13 protein-coding genes and 1 riboswitch are annotated in these 17,611 nt (G+C 56.6%); of the genes, 4 read left to right on the forward strand and 9 right to left on the reverse strand.

Annotated features, from left to right (window positions below; all coding sequences use genetic code 11):
* Window positions 1-2 precede the first annotated feature (2 nt).
* The 8 genes from B9A24_RS12070 to B9A24_RS12105 all read right to left on the reverse strand — a co-directional run bounded on the left by B9A24_RS12070 (window position 3) and on the right by B9A24_RS12105 (window position 12,178).
* Complete coding sequence (locus tag B9A24_RS12070; protein ID WP_084446191.1) at window positions 3-1,391, reverse strand: peptidylprolyl isomerase; 1,389 nt, start codon at window positions 1,389-1,391, stop codon at window positions 3-5.
* A gap of 304 nt (window positions 1,392-1,695) precedes the next feature.
* Window positions 1,696-4,017 carry a peptidylprolyl isomerase gene (locus tag B9A24_RS12075; RefSeq protein ID WP_084446193.1) on the reverse strand — a complete coding sequence of 774 codons (2,322 nt, stop codon included), beginning with the start codon at window positions 4,015-4,017 and terminating at the stop codon, window positions 1,696-1,698.
* A 172-nt stretch (window positions 4,018-4,189) separates the two neighbouring features.
* Window positions 4,190-4,603, reverse strand: a complete 414-nt coding sequence (locus B9A24_RS12080) for an ATP-binding protein (protein ID WP_084446195.1) — start codon at window positions 4,601-4,603, stop codon at window positions 4,190-4,192.
* Window positions 4,604-4,624: 21 nt separating this feature from the next.
* Window positions 4,625-4,954 (reverse strand): STAS domain-containing protein, encoded by a 330-nt coding sequence (locus B9A24_RS12085; protein ID WP_084446197.1) that lies wholly within the window; start codon window positions 4,952-4,954, stop codon window positions 4,625-4,627.
* A gap of 14 nt (window positions 4,955-4,968) precedes the next feature.
* Complete coding sequence (locus B9A24_RS12090) at window positions 4,969-7,065, reverse strand: PP2C family protein-serine/threonine phosphatase (protein ID WP_084446199.1); 2,097 nt, start codon at window positions 7,063-7,065, stop codon at window positions 4,969-4,971.
* Between the two features lie 379 nt (window positions 7,066-7,444).
* On the reverse strand, window positions 7,445-8,917 hold the full coding sequence (guaB, locus tag B9A24_RS12095) for an IMP dehydrogenase (protein WP_084446201.1): 1,473 nt from the start codon (window positions 8,915-8,917) through the stop codon (window positions 7,445-7,447).
* Window positions 8,918-9,136: 219 nt separating this feature from the next.
* Window positions 9,137-11,677 (reverse strand): ATP-dependent helicase HrpB, encoded by a 2,541-nt coding sequence (gene hrpB / locus B9A24_RS12100; RefSeq protein ID WP_084446203.1) that lies wholly within the window; start codon window positions 11,675-11,677, stop codon window positions 9,137-9,139.
* A 177-nt stretch (window positions 11,678-11,854) separates the two neighbouring features.
* Complete coding sequence (locus B9A24_RS12105) at window positions 11,855-12,178, reverse strand: rhodanese-like domain-containing protein (RefSeq protein WP_084446205.1); 324 nt, start codon at window positions 12,176-12,178, stop codon at window positions 11,855-11,857.
* Between the two features lie 90 nt (window positions 12,179-12,268).
* On the opposite strand from B9A24_RS12105, the gene pnuC reads away from it, so the two are divergent.
* Genes pnuC through B9A24_RS12120 form a run of 3 tightly spaced genes read left to right on the forward strand, consistent with a single transcriptional unit; the run spans window position 12,269 to window position 14,320 of the window.
* On the forward strand, window positions 12,269-12,901 hold the full coding sequence (gene pnuC / locus B9A24_RS12110; RefSeq protein WP_234997232.1) for a nicotinamide riboside transporter PnuC: 633 nt from the start codon (window positions 12,269-12,271) through the stop codon (window positions 12,899-12,901).
* Window positions 12,902-13,408, forward strand: a complete 507-nt coding sequence (locus B9A24_RS12115; RefSeq protein WP_084446208.1) for an AAA family ATPase — start codon at window positions 12,902-12,904, stop codon at window positions 13,406-13,408.
* A gap of 33 nt (window positions 13,409-13,441) precedes the next feature.
* Window positions 13,442-14,320: an aldose 1-epimerase family protein gene (locus B9A24_RS12120; RefSeq protein ID WP_084446210.1), complete on the forward strand. Its 879-nt coding sequence runs from the start codon at window positions 13,442-13,444 to the stop codon at window positions 14,318-14,320.
* A gap of 114 nt (window positions 14,321-14,434) precedes the next feature.
* Here the strand turns inward: B9A24_RS12120 and B9A24_RS12125 are convergent, their stop codons facing one another.
* Entirely contained in the window at window positions 14,435-14,680 is a 246-nt protein-coding gene (locus B9A24_RS12125) for a hypothetical protein (protein WP_084446212.1), read from the reverse strand.
* Window positions 14,681-14,880: 200 nt separating this feature from the next.
* Window positions 14,881-15,002: riboswitch (TPP riboswitch) on the forward strand.
* Between the two features lie 58 nt (window positions 15,003-15,060).
* On the opposite strand from B9A24_RS12125, the gene B9A24_RS12130 reads away from it, so the two are divergent.
* The gene (locus B9A24_RS12130) at window positions 15,061-17,544 is read left to right on the forward strand and encodes a TonB-dependent receptor (RefSeq protein WP_084446214.1); all 2,484 of its coding nucleotides are present in this window, start codon (window positions 15,061-15,063) and stop codon (window positions 17,542-17,544) included.
* The last annotated feature ends 67 nt before the right edge of the window (window positions 17,545-17,611 follow it).

Below are 17,611 nucleotides of genomic sequence, written 5' to 3' on the forward strand. Positions count from 1 at the left end.
ACTTAATTAACCGTATTGAGCAGCTTGCAGCCAGCGTACTGCGGGTCTACCTCAATATAGACGTCGCCACGGTTCTTCTTGAACCACTCATCCAGTGCCTTGTTTTTCTTCTCATTGAGAGCAGCAGCGGCGATTTTTTGGTAGTCGTCCTGCAGGTTGGCCTGGTGGGGTGGGTTGTTCGATTTCAGCCACAGAATACGCATGGCGTCCTTGCCGTCGTCTGTGCGGTAGGGCATGGGCGGCGTAATACTGCCCACTTTCATGGTATCAATAATGAAGAAAATGGCTGGGTCAATCTTGTCTAGGGGCAGATAGTTGCTCCGGTCCTGGGGATTCTGAATCAGGCCGCCGTTGCCGCTGGTATTTTTGTCGTCCGATACGTCTTTGGCCGCTTTGGCAAACGTGACACTATCGGCGAGAATGCGTTTGCGAACTTTGCTGAGCTGAACAGCTGCCTCGCTTACGTCGGAGGTGCCAGTAGCGGGCTTTAGCAGGATGTGGCGGGTGCTGAACGTCTCGCCTTTGCGCTCGATGAGCTGGATAAGGTGAAAGCCAAACTGCGACTCCACGATAGGCGACAGTTGACCCGGTTCCAGCCGCAAAGCCGCCGCCTCGTACTCCGGCACCAGCTCGCGGCGCTTAAAAAAGCCTAAGTAGCCACCTTGGGCCGCCGAGCCAGGATCTTGGGAAAACTCCTTAGCCAGCTTCTCAAAGTCTTCCCCTGCCTGAATACGGGCGCGGATATCGTTGAGCTTGGCCTGCGCTTCCTGCTTGACCTTCTGATTAACCTGGGCAAATTTAATAATCTGACCTACCTCAACTTCGGTAGAATAGTAAGGCAAGCTATCCTTCGGGATACGGCTGAAAAACTGCCGTACCTCGCGGGGCGTCACGGTTACTTTGCCGGAAATCTCTTCCTGCATTTTCTGCTGAATAAGCTGCTCTTTCACCTGGGGCCGCAAGTCGTCCTTCAACTGCTTAATGGGCTTTTTGTAGTACTCTTCCAGCTTTTGCTCTGAGCCAATTTGCTGCACGAAGTACGCCATGCGCCGGTCGAGCTCACCTTTTACCTGGTCGTCTTCGACTACCACGGAGTCAACCTCCGCTTTGGCCAGCATGAGCTTATTGAGCACGATGCTTTCCAGAATCTGGCACTTCACGTCCGGGGGCAACGGTTTGCCCTCGGCCCGCGCTACTTCCTGCTGATAGATATTTTCGAGGTCGGAGCGCAGCACAATCTGGTTGTCCAACTTCACAATGATGGCGTCTACGGTTTGGCGACCTACCGGCCGAGCCACGCCCAACTGAGCGAAACCAACGCTAACCGCACCCACTAGCAAGCTGCCGCTTAACAGCGCCACCCGAGCCGCCGTACGAAATAATTGAGTCATGTAATTCAGAAAATAAGAGACCAGGCAGCAAAGAAGGCCTAGCCCAACGGCTATCGAAACGCGAAAAGCCGCCGGTAAATTTCAACATAAATCCCTTCTCCGGCAAAAAGCTGGTTTCAGGGCCAGAAAAGAGCGTTTCGAGATAAAGAGACCTTGTTGACGGCTAACGTTGCGTGCCTGCCTAACTTTTAGCGGGCAATAGTAAAGACCGTGCTTAGTCTATAGCCTCAATGAAAAATGCCCCCCAGAAATCAACATCCATTGTTGAGCGCTCCGGGAGGCATTTTCAGTCAGATCTACCCACTTATTTGGTGACCAGCTTATCTACTTCTGTCTGATTGACCTGCACAGGGTACTGGGTGCGCAGCTGCTTCAGCCATTCCTTTTCCAGATAGTTCTGATAGTCGGAAGTAGCCTGACCGCGGGTTTCAGATAGAATCTTGGGCCCGGCTGGCAATGCTTTCTCAATGGTAACCGCGTAATAGCGGCCATCTTTCTGCACCGGATAGGTGCCTGCGCCGCGGCCCATTACCTCATCTACAACCTTGCTGTCGCCCTTCTGGAAGCTCTGCTTCGTGATCTGCACGGCCAGTGGATTCTTCGCATTCAGGTTTTCTTCCAATACAGCGGTGTTCGTACTGGTCAGGGTAAGCAGAGTCGAAGCATCGGTGGCCGGCGAAGTCGATGTCCTAGTGCTGATGCGGCTGGCTGACACGCCCTTGCCCGTTAGGTAAGTGGCTACGGCGGCAGCCCGGCGCTGGGCCAAAGCGGCTGATTCGCCGCGCTTTACCCGGCCAGCCACGGTCAAACTCAGGGTTGTATCTGTCGCCAGGTTTGTAGCCAAACGGTCGAGGCTGGCTTGGCTGGGGGGCAAAATAGTGGCCTGACTCGCGCGGAAGGCTACTGGAGCCGGCGTATTGCGGGTCAACTCAAAGCGGCCCGTCGCCAGTTGCTTTTGAGCCTGGGCCAGCAAAGCCGGCGAGGCCGCGCTGATCATTGTGGCCTGCACGCGCGGGCCCCACTGGTAGTTGGCCTGGTTGGCGGTAAAAAACCGCTGCAGGCCCACAGTGTCCGTCAGCGCCTTCAACCACACCTTCTCATCCATCAGCTGGAAAAGCAGAATACCATCGCGGTACTCTTTTACCAACATGCGGTAGTCTTCGTACTTCGTGTCGAGGTTAGTTTTTTCGAATTCCGTCAGGCTTTGGTCCACGTACTGATCGTAGAGCTGCTGCATCACGAAGCGCGGATCGGCACCGGCGCGCGGGCGCTGGCTTTGCTGCACGTAAGCCAGAAAATCCTTGGTCAGATATGGCTTGCCTTTAATGGTAAGCAGCGGCGCGTCGCCGCTCACTGTCGTCTCGCCTTTCTTCCGCTTCCCGCTTGGAAATTTGGCTAGAAAGGCGTCTGACTTAAAGCGACCATTTACCAGCGCCGTATCAGCCTGCGCCAATAAGGCATCACGCACGACGGGCATTTCTACGAGTTGATTCTCCTGCCGGATGCGCTTGAGAAAAGCCGCACGGTTTAGCTCCGAGCGGGAGTCTTTGGCTACTTTGCTCTTGAGCGTGGGTGCCATCGTCTCAAAGGAGGGTACCGGCTGTTTTTCAATTAGCTTAATGATGTGCCAGCCGTACGGCGTCTGGACCGGAGCCGCGATATCGCCGGGCTTCTGGAGCTTAAAAGCTACCTCCTCGAAGCTCGGAATCATGCGCCCTGTGCCGAAAGCGGGTAGCTCGCCACCATTGGCGGCTGAGCCAGCATCTTCCGAAAACTGCGTTACCAGCTTGTCCCAGTCTTCGCGCCGACGCAAGCGGGAGTACAGCTCGTCTACTTTCTTTTTAGCGGTTACGGAGTCGGCCTTGGGCATGCCGGGTGTGGCCCGAATCATAAGGTGCGCTACCTTAATCTCACCCTGGGCCGTCCGCACGTCATTTACTTTAATGATGTGGTAGCCAAAGCGCGTCCGAACCGGTGCCGATACTTCGCCGGCTTTTGTCTTATACGCTACGTTCTCAAATGGATAAACCATCTGCATAGCCGTAAAGTAGCCGAGCTGCCCGCCATTGTCGCGCGCCGAAGGGTCTTCGGACGCCTGGCGGGCTACCTGGTTGAAATCTTCCCCGCTGGTGACGCGCTGGCGCAAAGCCACCGCCCTCTGGTAGGCTGCCAAGGTATCCCGCGGGTCAGCATCGGGGGCCACGCGCACCAGAATATGGGAGGCGCTAATTTCCTTGCTCAACCGGTCGTAAGCCTCGCGCACGAGCTGATCCGTCACGCTTTTCTCGGTGAGGTAAGGTTGGGCCAGCTGCTGCCTGTAGCCATCCAGCTCCCGTTGAAAAGCCTGCGTAGTGTCTATGCCTCGCTGCTCGGCTTCCAGTACTTTGAGCTTAAAGTTGGTATAGAGGTCGAGGTATTCCGTCACGTTGGCGCGGGTCCCGAAATCGGGAGCCGTCGCGTTGTTTTTTCGGTATACGTAGGCAAATTCCGAGGCTGGTACTACTTGCTTCCCCAGCGTAACTACCGCCGGCTGCCTGGCGGCAGAAGTGGTTGATTTGGTAGACTGGCATCCGACGGCCAGTAGCGCGCCGGCCGCGAGGCTGGCGTACAAAATGCGTTTGGGCATAAAGAAAATAAGATGCGACACGAACAATGACTTCACGGTAACCCTCAGGGCCGGGTCGTTGCCAGATGCAATTTTACGGATTTTTTTTGCCTAACTCACCGCGCTATCAAACTGAGCGTGTACAAAAAAGCCCCCCAGGGCTGGGGGGCTTTTTGAAAATCAGAACGCTGAACTAAATAACTTTCTTGTAGAGCCGGCAAACGTTGTGGTTGCCTGAGGAAGAAAACTCCACGCGGTCCATAATGCGGTTAACCAGCGCCATCCCTACGCCACCTTTCTTACCCAAGCGAATATGCTCCAGCAAATCGGGCTCCCGAAAGCTGGAAGGCTGGTAAGATTCTTTGCTGTCATCCTCTATCTCAATGCCGAACATATGGTCTTCCATAGCCAGCTTGAGTTGCAGGAACTGCGTTTCATTCTCGGCATTGGCATGGATAATCAGATTGGCTACGACCTCATCAACCGCCAGTACAATCTGATTGACGTGCAATTCGGATAAGTGGTAAACAGCCAGATAGTCGCTCACGAAGTCGCGCACTGTCTTCAGGTTGGCTCGGCTACAACTAATGCGAATCGCGTTCTTCATCCCCTCGTTGCGCTGAAAGACTTATATGGCAGTGGCTTCCGATTCGGAAGGTACGATGGTCATCAGCGTATCTAACCCCAAAATCTCAAATACGTTATGCACTTTCTCTTGCATATTAAAAAATACCAATTTTACATTGGCATCCTGGAAGCGCTGTAAGTGTGAGATGAATACGCCCAGGCCCGCCGAGGAAATGTAGTTAAGGCGCTGGCAATCAATTAATACTTTCTGATGATTCAGGACTTCAGACTTGGTCAGTTCCGTGTCAAGAATCACAGAAGAGCTGGCATCCAACTCGCCATCGAGGCTGAGCGTGAGCGTGTGCGCGGTGGTTTGTTGCGTGATTTTCATAGGACCCATCTACGTCAGACGGTTGGTTCTGGTTGGGACGCACGGAACTTGATAACCAGTAAGGTCTGGTCGTCGTGCATTGGTTGGCCACGGCTGAATTCGGCCAGGTCTTCCAGAATCATATTTTTGATTTCATCGGCCTCGAGGTAATACGTGCGCTCCAGCATCTGTTGCAAGCGCTCCTCACCGTATTCTTCCTTATTTGTCCCCCGCGCCTCCACAATGCCATCCGTGTAGATTACCATTACGTCGCCGGGGTTGTAGTCGTAGAACTGGTTTTTAATATGTTTCTCGTACGAGTCGTGGCGAATGATGCCTAACCCTAGCCCCGCCGTGTGGAAGTAAGACACTTCCTCCTTGATGGAGTGATAGTACAAGGTGTGACAATGGCCGGCGCGTGCAAAAACGAAGCCACGGTTCTCATAATCTATTATATATAGAGATGCTGTAATAAACGACGACTTTTCGAGGCAATGGATAAGTGCTTTATTAGCCATTGCCATGAACTTGCTGGGCACCGGAAACTTTTCGCGCTCATTGCGGGCTAGCGGGTTCTCTTGCATCAACGCATGGAAAATGCCTTTCATCTGCGCCATATGGAAGGCCGCCGTAATACCCTTGCCCGATACATCACCGATAAGAATAGCCAAGCGCTGACCCGGCAAGTGCAGAAAGTCGTAAAAATCGCCTCCCACCTCCTTGGCAGCCAGCGCATGCGAGCTGATTTCGAACCAATTGTCAATCGGTAGGTCTTTGGGAATCAAGCTTTCCTGTACCGTAGACGCGATTTTTAACTCCTCTTGGACGCGCTCATTCTGAATAGAAGCAGCTACCAGCTGTAGGTTTTCGATGCTGAGGATAGTCTGGCTGGTAAAGGTTTGCAGAATGCCCAGGTTCTCGCGGTCAAAGCCTTGAGGCTGGTTTTTTAGCATATATAATGCCCCGTACTGGCGCTTCGCGGAGCGCAAAGGCATCACGATAAGCGAACCGAAGGGCAATTCTAAGCCGCGGAAGCCGCTGCTGTGCGGCAGGTCATTATTCAGGTACTCAATGTGCCCCAAGTTATAATCGGCCAGCAGCCCCCGAATGGCAGTGCATTGCTCCTCCGTAATATGGTAGCGCTGGCCCTTATATGCTTCGTCTCTTGCTTCTACATCGAGCCAGGCGGCGTCAGCTTCCACGGTTTGCACTGTTGCGTCGAAGAGCATACTGTACACGTCTTCCTCTGTTTGCCCGCGCTGAATAAGCTGTGTAAGACGTTGCAGGCTCAAAATTTCCTCCCGCTTCTGCTCAAAGACGCCTGCCGTTGGCAAATTGGAGAATGTGACAAACAGCCCCATTACAGCATAAAATGCCGCGAAAAACACCGTGAGCAGCAAGAAAGCATGCTGAGGTTCGGGCGCTATCAGTTTGGGGTCGTACTGAACCCGTACGAAGTAGGCCACAAAAATGGTCATGCACAGCAGGATAGCCAGCTGCATGAATACCACTTCCCACTTCTGCCGCCGGTTCAGATATGCTACCCACTTTTGGTTGCCGCTCAGATATACGCCAAAAATGGCTAACCCACCAATAACCAGCAGCGATAAGGGGGTAGGCAACTCCCAACCCGAAAGCTGAAATAGCAGCGTACCACCTAATAGGATTTCAAAAAGCTCCCACTCGCGGCGCAGCCTGCCCGAAGATCTGAACAGCACCAAGGACCGCCATGTGTAGGCGGTGCTGGCCAAGAATAGAATAAACAGCCCTAAGTTAATAGTGTAAATCACCGCGAAAAAAGTGCGGTCACTGCTTGGCAGTTGGTATTGAACAAAGCGCTCCAGCAAGTGCAGGGCTACGCAAATGCTGGCCAGTATGCCTGGTCCGAGCACCAACCGACGAAACAACCCGACAAAGTCAGTGCCCCGTAAGGGATCAGGCTGGAGGCGGTAGTACATGAATACACCTGCCGCGAAAACGGCTTGGGCAACCAGCGTTACCCAATCGGGTGGAACTGGTAGGGAAGCTGTTGTCGGCGAGCCAGCGCGAAGAAGCGTACTAACCAGCAGCACGACCCAGCTTAGCAGTGTAAGGGGTAATAGCGTGGCTGTTAGCCTCTGGCTAGAGGGCATAGAGAGTAATTAAGTACAAATTGCGCGCAAAAAGAAAAGACAAGGGCAAACGGAAATATTGAGCAAGATAAAGCCTTAATAGATAAATATAGAGCGGCGCATCTTTTTCCCTGTTCAACGCTGACATTCAGAGCAGAATAGTTTTGAGTCAGCGCCACCTAAAGTAACCTAAATATGGATTAGATCATTACATATGATAAGGAGGGCCCTTTGTAAAATCTATTCTATGTATTTACCCGCTGTTTTTTGAGTGCAAATACGAGGTAGGAGCTCCGGGCTTGTCTCAGAAATCTTACGTTAAATGCTTGTATGCATAAGCCAAAAAGGCCATCCGCTTTGCAGCGAATGGCCTAGTATAATTCAATAAAGCCCTCCGCTTCTAGCGGCTGCTGTAGTTAGGCGACTCACTGGTAATCTGTACGTCGTGGGGGTGGCTTTCGCGCAGACCCGCACCTGTGATGCGCACCATACGCGCCTGCTGTAATACGGAGATGGTGGCAGCGCCGCAGTAGCCCATACCGGCCCGCAGGCCACCCGCCAGTTGATAAAGGACCTCACCTACACCGCCCTTAAACGGCACCCGACCTACGATGCCCTCCGGTACCAGCTTCTTGACATCATCTTCCGAAGACTGGAAGTAACGGTCCTTTGAGCCGTCTTCCATGGCTTCCACCGAGCCCATGCCCCGGTAGGTCTTGAACTTGCGGCCTTCATAAATAATAACCTCGCCCGGAGCCTCCTCGGTACCCGCCAGCATAGAGCCAATCATGACGGAGGACGCGCCGCCGGCAAAAGCTTTTACCGCGTCGCCCGAAAACTTCACGCCGCCATCGGCAATAAGCGGCACGCCGGTACCTTCTAAGCCGCGCGCGGCCTCAATCACAGCCGTAAGCTGTGGTACTCCGATACCGGCAATAATGCGGGTGGTGCAGATAGAGCCAGGCCCTACGCCTACTTTTACGGCATCGGCACCGGCGTCGGCCAGGGCGCGAGCCCCTTCGGCGGTAGCTACGTTGCCGGCAATTACTTCCAGGTCAGGATACTGCTGTTTGATGCTGCGCACGGCGTCGAGTACGCCTTTGGAATGGCCGTGGGCTGTATCCACGCTTACTACATCCACTCCAGCTTGCACTAAAGCAGCCACTCGCTCGAGCAGATCGGGGGTGACACCTACAGCGGCACCTACGCGCAGGCGGCCAAATACGTCTTTGCAGGCGCGGGGCGTGCGCCGACGCTTGCGGATGTCCTTGTAGGTAATCAGGCCAGTAAGGCGGCCTTGCTCATCCACGACGGGGAGCTTTTCTACTTTAAACTCCTGGAGCAAGTCTTCGGCCTGCGCCATATCGGTGCCGGTGGCCGCGGTTATTAAATTCTCGCGGGTCATTACTTCGGCTACTGAGCGCTCCATGTCCTTTTCGAAGCGCAAATCGCGGTTGGTCAGAATACCTTTGAGGTGGCGCTGCTCGTCAATAATCGGAATGCCGCCAATCTTGTGTTGGCGCATGAGCTGCTTGGCGTCGCCGAGAGTGGCCGTTTCGGCTAGCGTAAACGGGTCCAGAATCATCCCGCTTTCCGAGCGCTTCACCCGGCGCACCTGCTCGGCCTGCGCCTTGATGCTCATGTTCTTGTGAATGATGCCGATGCCGCCCTCCTGCGCCATCGTAATGGCCAGCTCATACTCAGTAACAGTATCCATGGCTGCCGACACGAAGGGCAGGTTCAAACGGATATTACGGGTGAGCTGGGAGCTGGTGTCGGCGTCGCGGGGCAATACCTCCGAATAGGCAGGCAGCAGCAGAACGTCGTCGTAGGTAAGGGCCTCGAAGGCAATTTTGGCAGATTGGTCAGCCATAGCAACAAGAAGATTAGGTGACTCTTATTGCCGGGTAAAGCTACGACGAAAAGTTGGGGTACATGGTCAGGAGGGGGAATCTTCTGATCAATAAACAGTGAAGAAAGAAATTAAAGGGGCTGAATAGGTTAGTGCCGCAGGAATTTGCCCCCCAGAGCAACCGCGTTACCCAGGTTTGAAACCAAGGATAAGGAACAGAACTAACAAGGGATAACATACCTATTTTAAACCGTTTTGCCGCCGCGTCCCCCGCATAGGCTCTGCCTCCAGGGGGTTGTCGGGCCAATAATGCTTTGGATAACGTCCACGCATATCCTTGCGCACTTCAAAGTAGCCCGTGGCCCAGAAGCTGCGCAAATCCCGGGTGACCTGTACTGGCCGATGGCCGGGCGAGAGCAGGTGCATGGTAAGCGGAATTTGCCCCCCAGCCACCCGAGGCGTGTCCAGCAGCCCAAATACTTCCTGCAAGCGCACCGCCAGCACCGGCGTTGTGGGGTCCGAATAATCGACGCGAATGCGCGAGCCGGTGGGCACTTCCAGGTGGGCGGGTGCCAAGCGGTCCAGCTCCTGACGCTGCGCCCAACCGCCGGGCAGCCAATTTAATAGAGCCTCGCTTAAATCTAAACGATTTACCTCGGCAAGGGAGCGTAAGTTCGTGAGGTATGGCCCCAGCCACTCTGGTAATTGCTGTAATAAGGCGGTGTCTGATACCGCAGGCCACTCAGTAGGCGTCGCCTGATGAAGAAAAGCTAGTCGTTCACGCAGGTGTTGGGCCGATTCGCTCCACGGCAAGCGCCCGATGCCTAAGCTGCGCAGGCCCCTAAGTAGCGCCGTTGCCATGGCCACTGGATCGGGCTGGGGAAGGGGCTGGTCGGCGAGAACTAACGCTCCAAGGCGACGCAGGCGGCGGGCAACTACGCGCCCAGCCGGATCATCCCAGCGCACCTCTTCCTGCGTGGTGATAAGGTCGGCAAAATGCTGTTCTAGCTCGGCTCGTTCGAGCGGCGCGGCCAGCACCGCACGCGGCGCGGCGGCATTGCCATCTAAGTGAGCTACGGCAAAAAACATGGTCTCCTGCCCAAAGTGCTCGGCGGGCAATATGGCCCGCTGCCCGGTCACGAGGCGCACGCGTTCAGGTGTTTCGCGTTGGGCAAGGCGGTCGGGGTAGGCAAGGGCAGTAAGTAATCCAGCCGCGTCGGGCTCCAGCGGAGAGTTGGGCACAGCGGCGCGGTTGCGGAGCACAGCCGCTGCTTCGCGTACCCGATACAGGGCACCGTTATCCGGTATTAATCCGGGCAAGGGGGGGCGGCCCGTCATCAGGGCTTCGAGGCGGAGGCGCAAATCGGGCGGGGCAGGGGCACTATCGGCAGGGCGCAGCAAGTCGCGCTCGGTAAGCAAGGCCGCCAAGGCACAGGCCGTAGGACCGTGGCCAGCTTCTTTGCCCCGCAATACCAGATGCCCTAAGCGTGGCACCAACCCCAAACCTGCCAGCGCCCGACCGTGTGGTGTAGGTGGGCCAGATGACAAAATGGCCCCCAGCCGCACTAGCAGGTCGCGCGCCTGAGCCAGGGCTGCGGTGGGTGGCGCATCGAGCCAGCGTAGGGCGGCCGGGTCGTAGGTACCCCAGAGGGCCAGCTCCAGAGCCAGGCTGCTCAGGTCGGCAGTGAGTATTTCGGGGGGCAAATGTGCGGGGCGCTCTGCTTGTTCGGCTTCCGTCCAAAGCCGCATGCAGGTACCCGGTCCCAATCGGCCGGCGCGGCCCCGGCGCTGGTCGGCGGCGGCCTGACTCACGGGCACGGTTTGCAAAGTGCTCAGGCCGGTCCGGGGCTCGAAGTGTGGCACGCGGGCGTAGCCGCCATCTATCACCACCCGCACGCCTTCAATAGTTAAGCTGGTTTCGGCAATGCTGGTAGCCAGCACGATTTTGCGCCGCCCGGCCGGGGCTGGTCGCAAAGCCGCATCCTGCTGCACGGCGGGCAGCTCGCCGTGCAGCACGTGTATATCAATAGTAGCTGCCAGCGTGCCAGACAGGCGCTCAGCCACCCGGCGCTGATCGGCCAGGCCGGGCAGAAACACCAGCACATCGCCGCTGGGGTGTTGGGTCAATGCTTCGCGAATAGCTGTTGGCACCAGCGCAGTCAGCCGCTCCGTAGGCCGGTTGCCAGCCGCTGCTACCCGACTGGGAGGCAAATAATGGGTGCTGACGGGGTGCTGAAGACCCGCGCTACGCACCACTGGTGCGCCGAGCCAGGTGCCCAAACGCTCAGCTTCCAGCGTAGCACTCATGATGAGAATGCGTAAGTCGGGCCGTAGTACTGCCTGAGCATCAAGGGCTAAGGCTAAGCCTAAGTCGGCCTGCACGCTGCGCTCATGAAACTCATCAAACAACACGGCAGCTACACCCTCCAGGGCCGGATCATCCTGCAACATGCGGGTCAGAATGACCTCGGTAGCCACCTCAATGCGGGTTTTGGCCGAAATCCGGCTTTCCAATCGCACCCGATACCCAACCGTGTGGCCCACTGGCTCACCCAGGAGTTGGGCCATGCGGGCCGCTGCCGCCCGCGCCGCCAGCCGCCGCGGCTCCAGCACAATAATACGCCCATTGGGCGGCATCCAAGAGGCATTTAGCAAAGCCAGTGGTACCAGCGTGGTTTTGCCCGCCCCCGGTGGCGCTTGCAACACGGCGCAATTGGTCGAGCCGAGCGTTGCAAGTAGCTCCGGCAAGGCTGCGCGAATGGGCAGATCAGGTAGCTGCAAAACGTTATTTACTTGAAAGTCTTATTTAAAAAGTAGCTGCAAAACAATTAGGCGGTCGTGCAGAGCAAAGCATCTCGCTCGCTGACACTGGATTAGCAATCAACCATAACTAGGCGAGATGCCTCACTTCGTTCTGCATGACCACCTAATTATGGCGCTTCTTTGATATACACTTGCTTAATAAACTGCTACCGAAGGGTCTACCTGCACGCTCCAGGCGTGAATGCCGCCGCGTAGGTTCAGTAGATTAGTCAGGCCGTGGCGGTGCTGCAGATAAGTCAGGGCCTGAGCCGAGCGCACGCCATGGTGGCAGATCAAGACCACGGGCCGGTCGGTGGCCAACTCCTCTACGTGCTGCGGTATATCGCCCAAAGGCACAAGCAAGCTGTCCTCAATGTGGCAGTACTCGTATTCTTCCGGCTCGCGTACGTCCACGAGTTGCAGCGGCTCGCCGCGCTGGAGGCGTGCGTGCAGGTCTTGGGGCGTGAGTTCGGGGAGCATAAAGGTTGGATGGGCTGGGGGCAAAAATGCGGTCTGACGGCAAAAATACGGGAAGCCTTGCTACCTTCGGCCACCCCAGAATATTTCCTATTGCCTAACCAACAGCGCGTGGCCTTATCTGATTTATGGTCTGGCTTACTGGCCAGCAGCCCCGTAGAATTTGTGGGCGTAATCACGGGCGTTGCCTGCGTGTGGCTGGCGGCCCGAAATTCCATCTGGAATTTCCCGACCGCCCTAGTGAGTTGCGCGTTATACGTTATCGTATTTTGGGACGCACGGCTGTACTCCGATATGGCCTTGCAAGGTGTCTTTATTGCCCTGGCTTTTTATGGCTGGTACCAATGGCTTTATGGTGGACCGCAGGCCCAGGAGCTGCCCGTGACGCGGGCCAAGGCGCGGCAATGGATATGGCTGAGTGCCGTAGGAGTGGTGTACGCAGCGGGTGTGGGTTACGCCTTAAGCCAATATACCGACGCTGCCATTCCCTACTGGGATAGCTCCACCACGGCCATCAGCCTGGTGGCCCAGGTGCTGCTTACGCGCAAAAAAATCGAAAACTGGCTACTCTGGCTGGTAGTAGATGTGGCCTACGTTGGCCTCTACTGGCACCGGGAGCTTTACCTCACAGCCGGGTTATATGCAGCCTACCTCGTATTAGCCGCCTATGGTTACTTCGAGTGGCGCCGTTTGTTGCGCTCCACGCTTCAGCCCCAAACCGCCTAAATGTTGCGCGTTGCTATTACCGGCCCCGAATCGACAGGCAAGTCTACGCTAAGCCGATTACTGGCCGAATATTATAAGACGACTTGGGCTCCTGAGTATGCCCGCCAATATCTGGAAGAATACGGTCCGGGCTACACGCTTCAAGATTTGGAAGCAATAGCCCACGGCCAACTTGCGGCTGAAGCGGCCGCAGCGGCTACGGCGCACGAAGTCGTGTTCTTCGATACCGATCTGTTGGTGATTAAAATATGGGCGGAAGACGCATTCGGGCAGTGCCCGGCCTGGATTCTGCGCCAGTTGGAGCAACAGCGCTACGACCTGGTTTTGCTGCCCAATATCGACCTGCCCTGGGAGTTTGATCCCCTGCGCGAACATCCGCACCGTCGGCAGTATTTTTATGATCTGTATCTGAATGAGCTGCGAAATATGGGCGCTACATATGTCGAAATTAACGGCCCGCCCGCCCAGCGGTTTGAGCAGGCGCGCAAAGCCGTGGACGCCCTGTAACCTCAAGCGGGAGCTTGGGGTTATATTTAGCCTATGACCCATTTACTCGAAAACGATCAGTGCCGCGCGGCCATACACAGCCACGGAGCCGAGCTAAGCAGCTTTATCCGCAAAGACCTAGATGGGCTGGAATATATCTGGCAAGCTAACCCGGACGTATGGGCGCGCCATGCGCCAGTGCTGTTTCCCATCGTAGGCCGCTTGCCCAACGATAGTTATGTGTATAAAGGCAAGGAATTTAACCTGCCGCAGCACGGTTTTGCCCGCGACCAGGAGTTCAACCTTACCAGTCAGACGAGCGACGAGCTGACCTTCAGTCTAAACGCCAATGAAGCCACCCGCGCTCACTATCCGTTTGACTTTCAGCTAACTATAATATACCGGCTGCGCGGCACCACCCTCACGGTAGGGTGGCAGGTGCATAATCCGGCCGCTGAGCAGGAGCTGCTATTTAGTATCGGGGCGCACCCGGCGTTTCGGTGCCCGCTACTGCCAAATGAGCAGTTCGAGGATTATTACTTTCAGTTTGATCATGCCGTCAGCTTCGAGCGGCACTTACTGACCGGTGGCCTGCTCACGGGGCAAACGGAACCTGTGGTGATCAACCACACGGAACTGCCTCTTACCTACGCGCTGTTTGCGGATGATGCGCTGGCACTCAAGAAGTTTGACTTCACTCACCTCACCTTGCGGAGCCGCCGCTCGGAGCGCGCCGTGCGCCTGCGCTTCGATGGGTTTCCTTATCTGGGTCTCTGGACCAAAGGCCCCGGCGCTCCTTTTGTATGCGTGGAGCCCTGGCAGGGCATTGCCAGCACGGTAGGCAATCCGCAGGAGTTAGCTGACAAAGAAGGGGTGCTGAATTTGCCCCCCAGCCAGACCTTTAACACCCAGTACAGCATTACGGTGGAATAATTGGCGACGCGTTTCAGCCTAAACGAAAAAGCCCCCACGGCCTGCTCCAGGTTGCTGCGTCAGCCACGATAACAGCATGGAAGTGGGCCACGGGGGCTTTTTGCTTAAATACCGCTACGATAGGAGCGGCGCGGTAGGGCGACTTGGGGAAGCAGGCCGACGATTATAGTCGGGTTCCCAGTCGTTGATGGGGCGGGTAATGCCGGGGGGCAAATCCAGATCGGGTAAGCCGTCGTCGAGGGGCTCGCCGCCCTCATCGTCATTGTCGGGAGAGGGTGGCCGCTGGAAACGACGCCGGGGCACGACCATGAAATAGGCGAGAATGGCAAGAACCACGAGCGTATACACAAGGCTGATCATGGCGGGTAGTGACTGGAGTTCAACGCAGTAAGAAGACCATAGGCTCCGATGATAACTAACGAGGCCGGGGGTGGAGTTGTTTTCGGACGCCACAATTTTCCCAGGCCGGGTAGTGCCTTCTCTAAGATACATAGTTTTTAACGGAAAGTAAAGGCCAGGCTGCATCGGTAGGAAGTATAAGTCGCCAGTTGTAGCTTTGCGACGAAGTTTAGGGGTGCCCCACCAACTCAACCGGTCATTTTGCCGGCAGCGGGGCTGAGATCATACCCATTGAACCTGATCCGGGTAATGCCGGCGAAGGGAACAAACGGTCCGCGAACGTAAAAACCGATCCCCCGACCCCTGGAGGGCGGTTCGTTCCACTTTTCTATTTTTTACTCTTGAAAAAGTATGTATTGACCGGCGCGGCGCTTGTGGCGCTAACCGGCGCGGCATGGGCGCAAGGCCCCGTGTCCGGAAGTCTGCTGGCGGCCAGCGAAGCCACTGGCAATCAGCCTCTACCAGGTGCCACTATTTACCTCGATGGTCAGGCCGTTAGCGCCACCGCGGCCGACGGCTCTTTTCTGCTACCGGCCGTGCCGGCCGGCTCCCACACGCTGCGGTTCACCGCTATTGGCTTCGGCCCGGCTACGGTAAGAATTACAGGGCAGGCGGAGCCCCAGCAGGTGCCGTCCGTAGCCCTGCAAATGGCCAGCAGCGTCACCTCGGAAGTACTCGTAACGGCTTCTCGCGCCAACGACCGCACGGCCACGGCCTACTCCGACCTTAGCCGTGAAGACCTAGACAAGCGCAACTTCGCTCAGGATCTGCCTTACCTGCTCGACCAGACGCCCTCCGTCGTCGTCACTTCCGACGCCGGGGCGGGCGTGGGCTACACCGACATCCGCATCCGGGGCACGGGTACCACGGGCATCAACATGACCATCAACGGGGTGCCGCTGAACGACCCGGAGTCGCGGGGGGCTTTTCTGGTGAATCTGCCCGATCTGGCTTCGTCGGTGAGCAGCCTGCAGGTGCAGCGCGGGGTGGGAACCAGTCAGAACGGCGGCGCGGCTTTTGGAGCTAGCATCAATATCTCAACTCTCGACGTGCGCCGCGAGGCATACGCCGAAACCCAGAACACCTACGGCTCCTTCAACACCTGGAAAAACAACGTGCAGTTCGGTACGGGGCTGCTTGGGGGGCATTTTACTGTAGATGGCCGCCTCTCGCGCATGGCCACCGACGGCTACATGAACCGGGCCGAATCGGATCTGAAATCGTACTACCTGGCGGTGGGCTACCAGGCAAGGAATACGCTGGTGAAGTTCATTACTTTCTCGGGCCGCGAGAAAACCTACCAGGCCTGGAACGGCGTGCCCGAGCCGGCCATAACCGGCAACCGCGACCTGCTGCAAACCTACGTGGACAACGGGGAGCTCTCGACCACCAACGCCGAGCGGGTGCTGCGGGAAGGACGGCGCTACAGCTACTACACCTACGACAACCAGACCGACAACTACCAGCAAAACCACTACCAGCTCCACCTTTCCCAGGGCCTGGGCCCGGACTGGAACATCGGGGCGGCCCTGCACCTCACGCGCGGCTTCGGCTACTACGAAAGCTACCGCGCCAACCGCCGCTTTTCGGCTTACAACCTGCCCAACGTGGTAATCGGTAATCAAACCATTACCCGCACCAACCTCATCGACCGCAAGTGGCTGGATAACTATTTCTACGGTGGCACCTTCGCCCTGAATTATCAGCCCAAGAATAACGACCGGTTTCAGGCAACGCTGGGCGGAGCAGCCAACCGCTTCGACAACGACCACTACGGCGAAATTATCTGGGCCCAATACGCTTCTACCAGCAACATTCGCCAGCGCTACTATTTCAACGAGGCCACCAAATCGGACTACAACGCCTACGCCCGCGCCACCTGGCAGGTGCTGCCCCGGCTCGGCGTGTACGGCGACTTGCAGCTGCGCCGCATCGACTACGCTATTAATGGGGTGGAAGACGACCAGAATGATGTAACCACTCGCGCACGCTACACTTTCTTCAACCCCAAAGCCGGGGCCACTTTCGCCGTGGCTGAGGGTCAGCAGCTTTACGCCAGCTTCGCCGTGGGCCAGCGCGAGCCCGTACGCGCCGACTTCACTGACCGCCCCGCCGGCGACCAGAGCGCCCGGCCTGAGCGCCTCGAAGACTTTGAAGCCGGCTACCGGCTGAACAAGACCCGTGGCCCGCGGACTCTACAGCTAGAGGCCAATTACTTCTACATGAATTACCGCGACCAACTAGTTGCTACCGGCCAGCTAAATGACGTGGGCACCCCGTTACGAACCAACGTAGCGCGCAGCTACCGCACTGGCCTGGAGCTAACTGGAGCCTACGCCCCCCTGCGCTGGCTGAATTTGAGCAGCACACTTACGCTAAGCCGCAACCGCATCTTGGACTACCGCGACGTTTCTTACGACGAGGAGTTCAACCCCGTGGTAGCCACCGAAGGCCGCACGACGACTATTTCCTACTCGCCGTCGGTGGTGTCGGCCCACACCCTAGAGGGCCAGCCCATAAAGGGTTTGCGTTTGGCGTTGCTCTACAAAACCGTAAGCCGCCAGTACCTCGACAACTCCGCCAATGAGGCCCGCAGCATTCAACCGTATCAGGTGCTTGATTTTCGGGTGCGCTATGCACTTCGCCCGGCGTTTATGAAGGAAATTGAGCTGGCTTTGCTCATTAACAATGTGCTCAACCGTGAGTACGTGGCCAATGGTTATACCTACGGCTACCTTGGCGCCAGCGGGCAGCAGGAAACCTTCAACTGGTACTACCCGCAGGCTACCCGCAACTTTCTGGTATCGGTAGGCTTGAAGCTTTAGAAGCTGTTCGACGATTGGCATAACCCCTAGCTCCCTCTCCTTAGGAGAGGGGGCTAGGGGTTAGTTT

Source organism: Hymenobacter roseosalivarius DSM 11622, assembly GCF_900176135.1.
In the GTDB taxonomy this organism is placed as follows: Bacteria; Bacteroidota; Bacteroidia; order Cytophagales; family Hymenobacteraceae; genus Hymenobacter; species Hymenobacter roseosalivarius.

Bases quoted from the DNA above. Each gene is read 5' to 3' on its own strand.
- B9A24_RS12070 (WP_084446191.1), bottom strand. From the start codon at position 1,391: ATGACTCAATTATTTCGTACGGCGGCTCGGGTGGCGCTGTTAAGCGGC.
- B9A24_RS12075 (WP_084446193.1), bottom strand. From the start codon at position 4,017: ATGCCCAAACGCATTTTGTACGCCAGCCTCGCGGCCGGCGCGCTACTG.
- B9A24_RS12080 (WP_084446195.1), bottom strand. From the start codon at position 4,603: ATGAAGAACGCGATTCGCATTAGTTGTAGCCGAGCCAACCTGAAGACA.
- B9A24_RS12085 (WP_084446197.1), bottom strand. From the start codon at position 4,954: ATGAAAATCACGCAACAAACCACCGCGCACACGCTCACGCTCAGCCTC.
- B9A24_RS12090 (WP_084446199.1), bottom strand. From the start codon at position 7,065: ATGCCCTCTAGCCAGAGGCTAACAGCCACGCTATTACCCCTTACACTG.
- guaB (WP_084446201.1), bottom strand. From the start codon at position 8,917: ATGGCTGACCAATCTGCCAAAATTGCCTTCGAGGCCCTTACCTACGAC.
- B9A24_RS12105 (WP_084446205.1), bottom strand. From the start codon at position 12,178: ATGCTCCCCGAACTCACGCCCCAAGACCTGCACGCACGCCTCCAGCGC.
- B9A24_RS12115 (WP_084446208.1), top strand. From the start codon at position 12,902: ATGTTGCGCGTTGCTATTACCGGCCCCGAATCGACAGGCAAGTCTACG.
- B9A24_RS12120 (WP_084446210.1), top strand. From the start codon at position 13,442: ATGACCCATTTACTCGAAAACGATCAGTGCCGCGCGGCCATACACAGC.
- B9A24_RS12125 (WP_084446212.1), bottom strand. From the start codon at position 14,680: ATGATCAGCCTTGTGTATACGCTCGTGGTTCTTGCCATTCTCGCCTAT.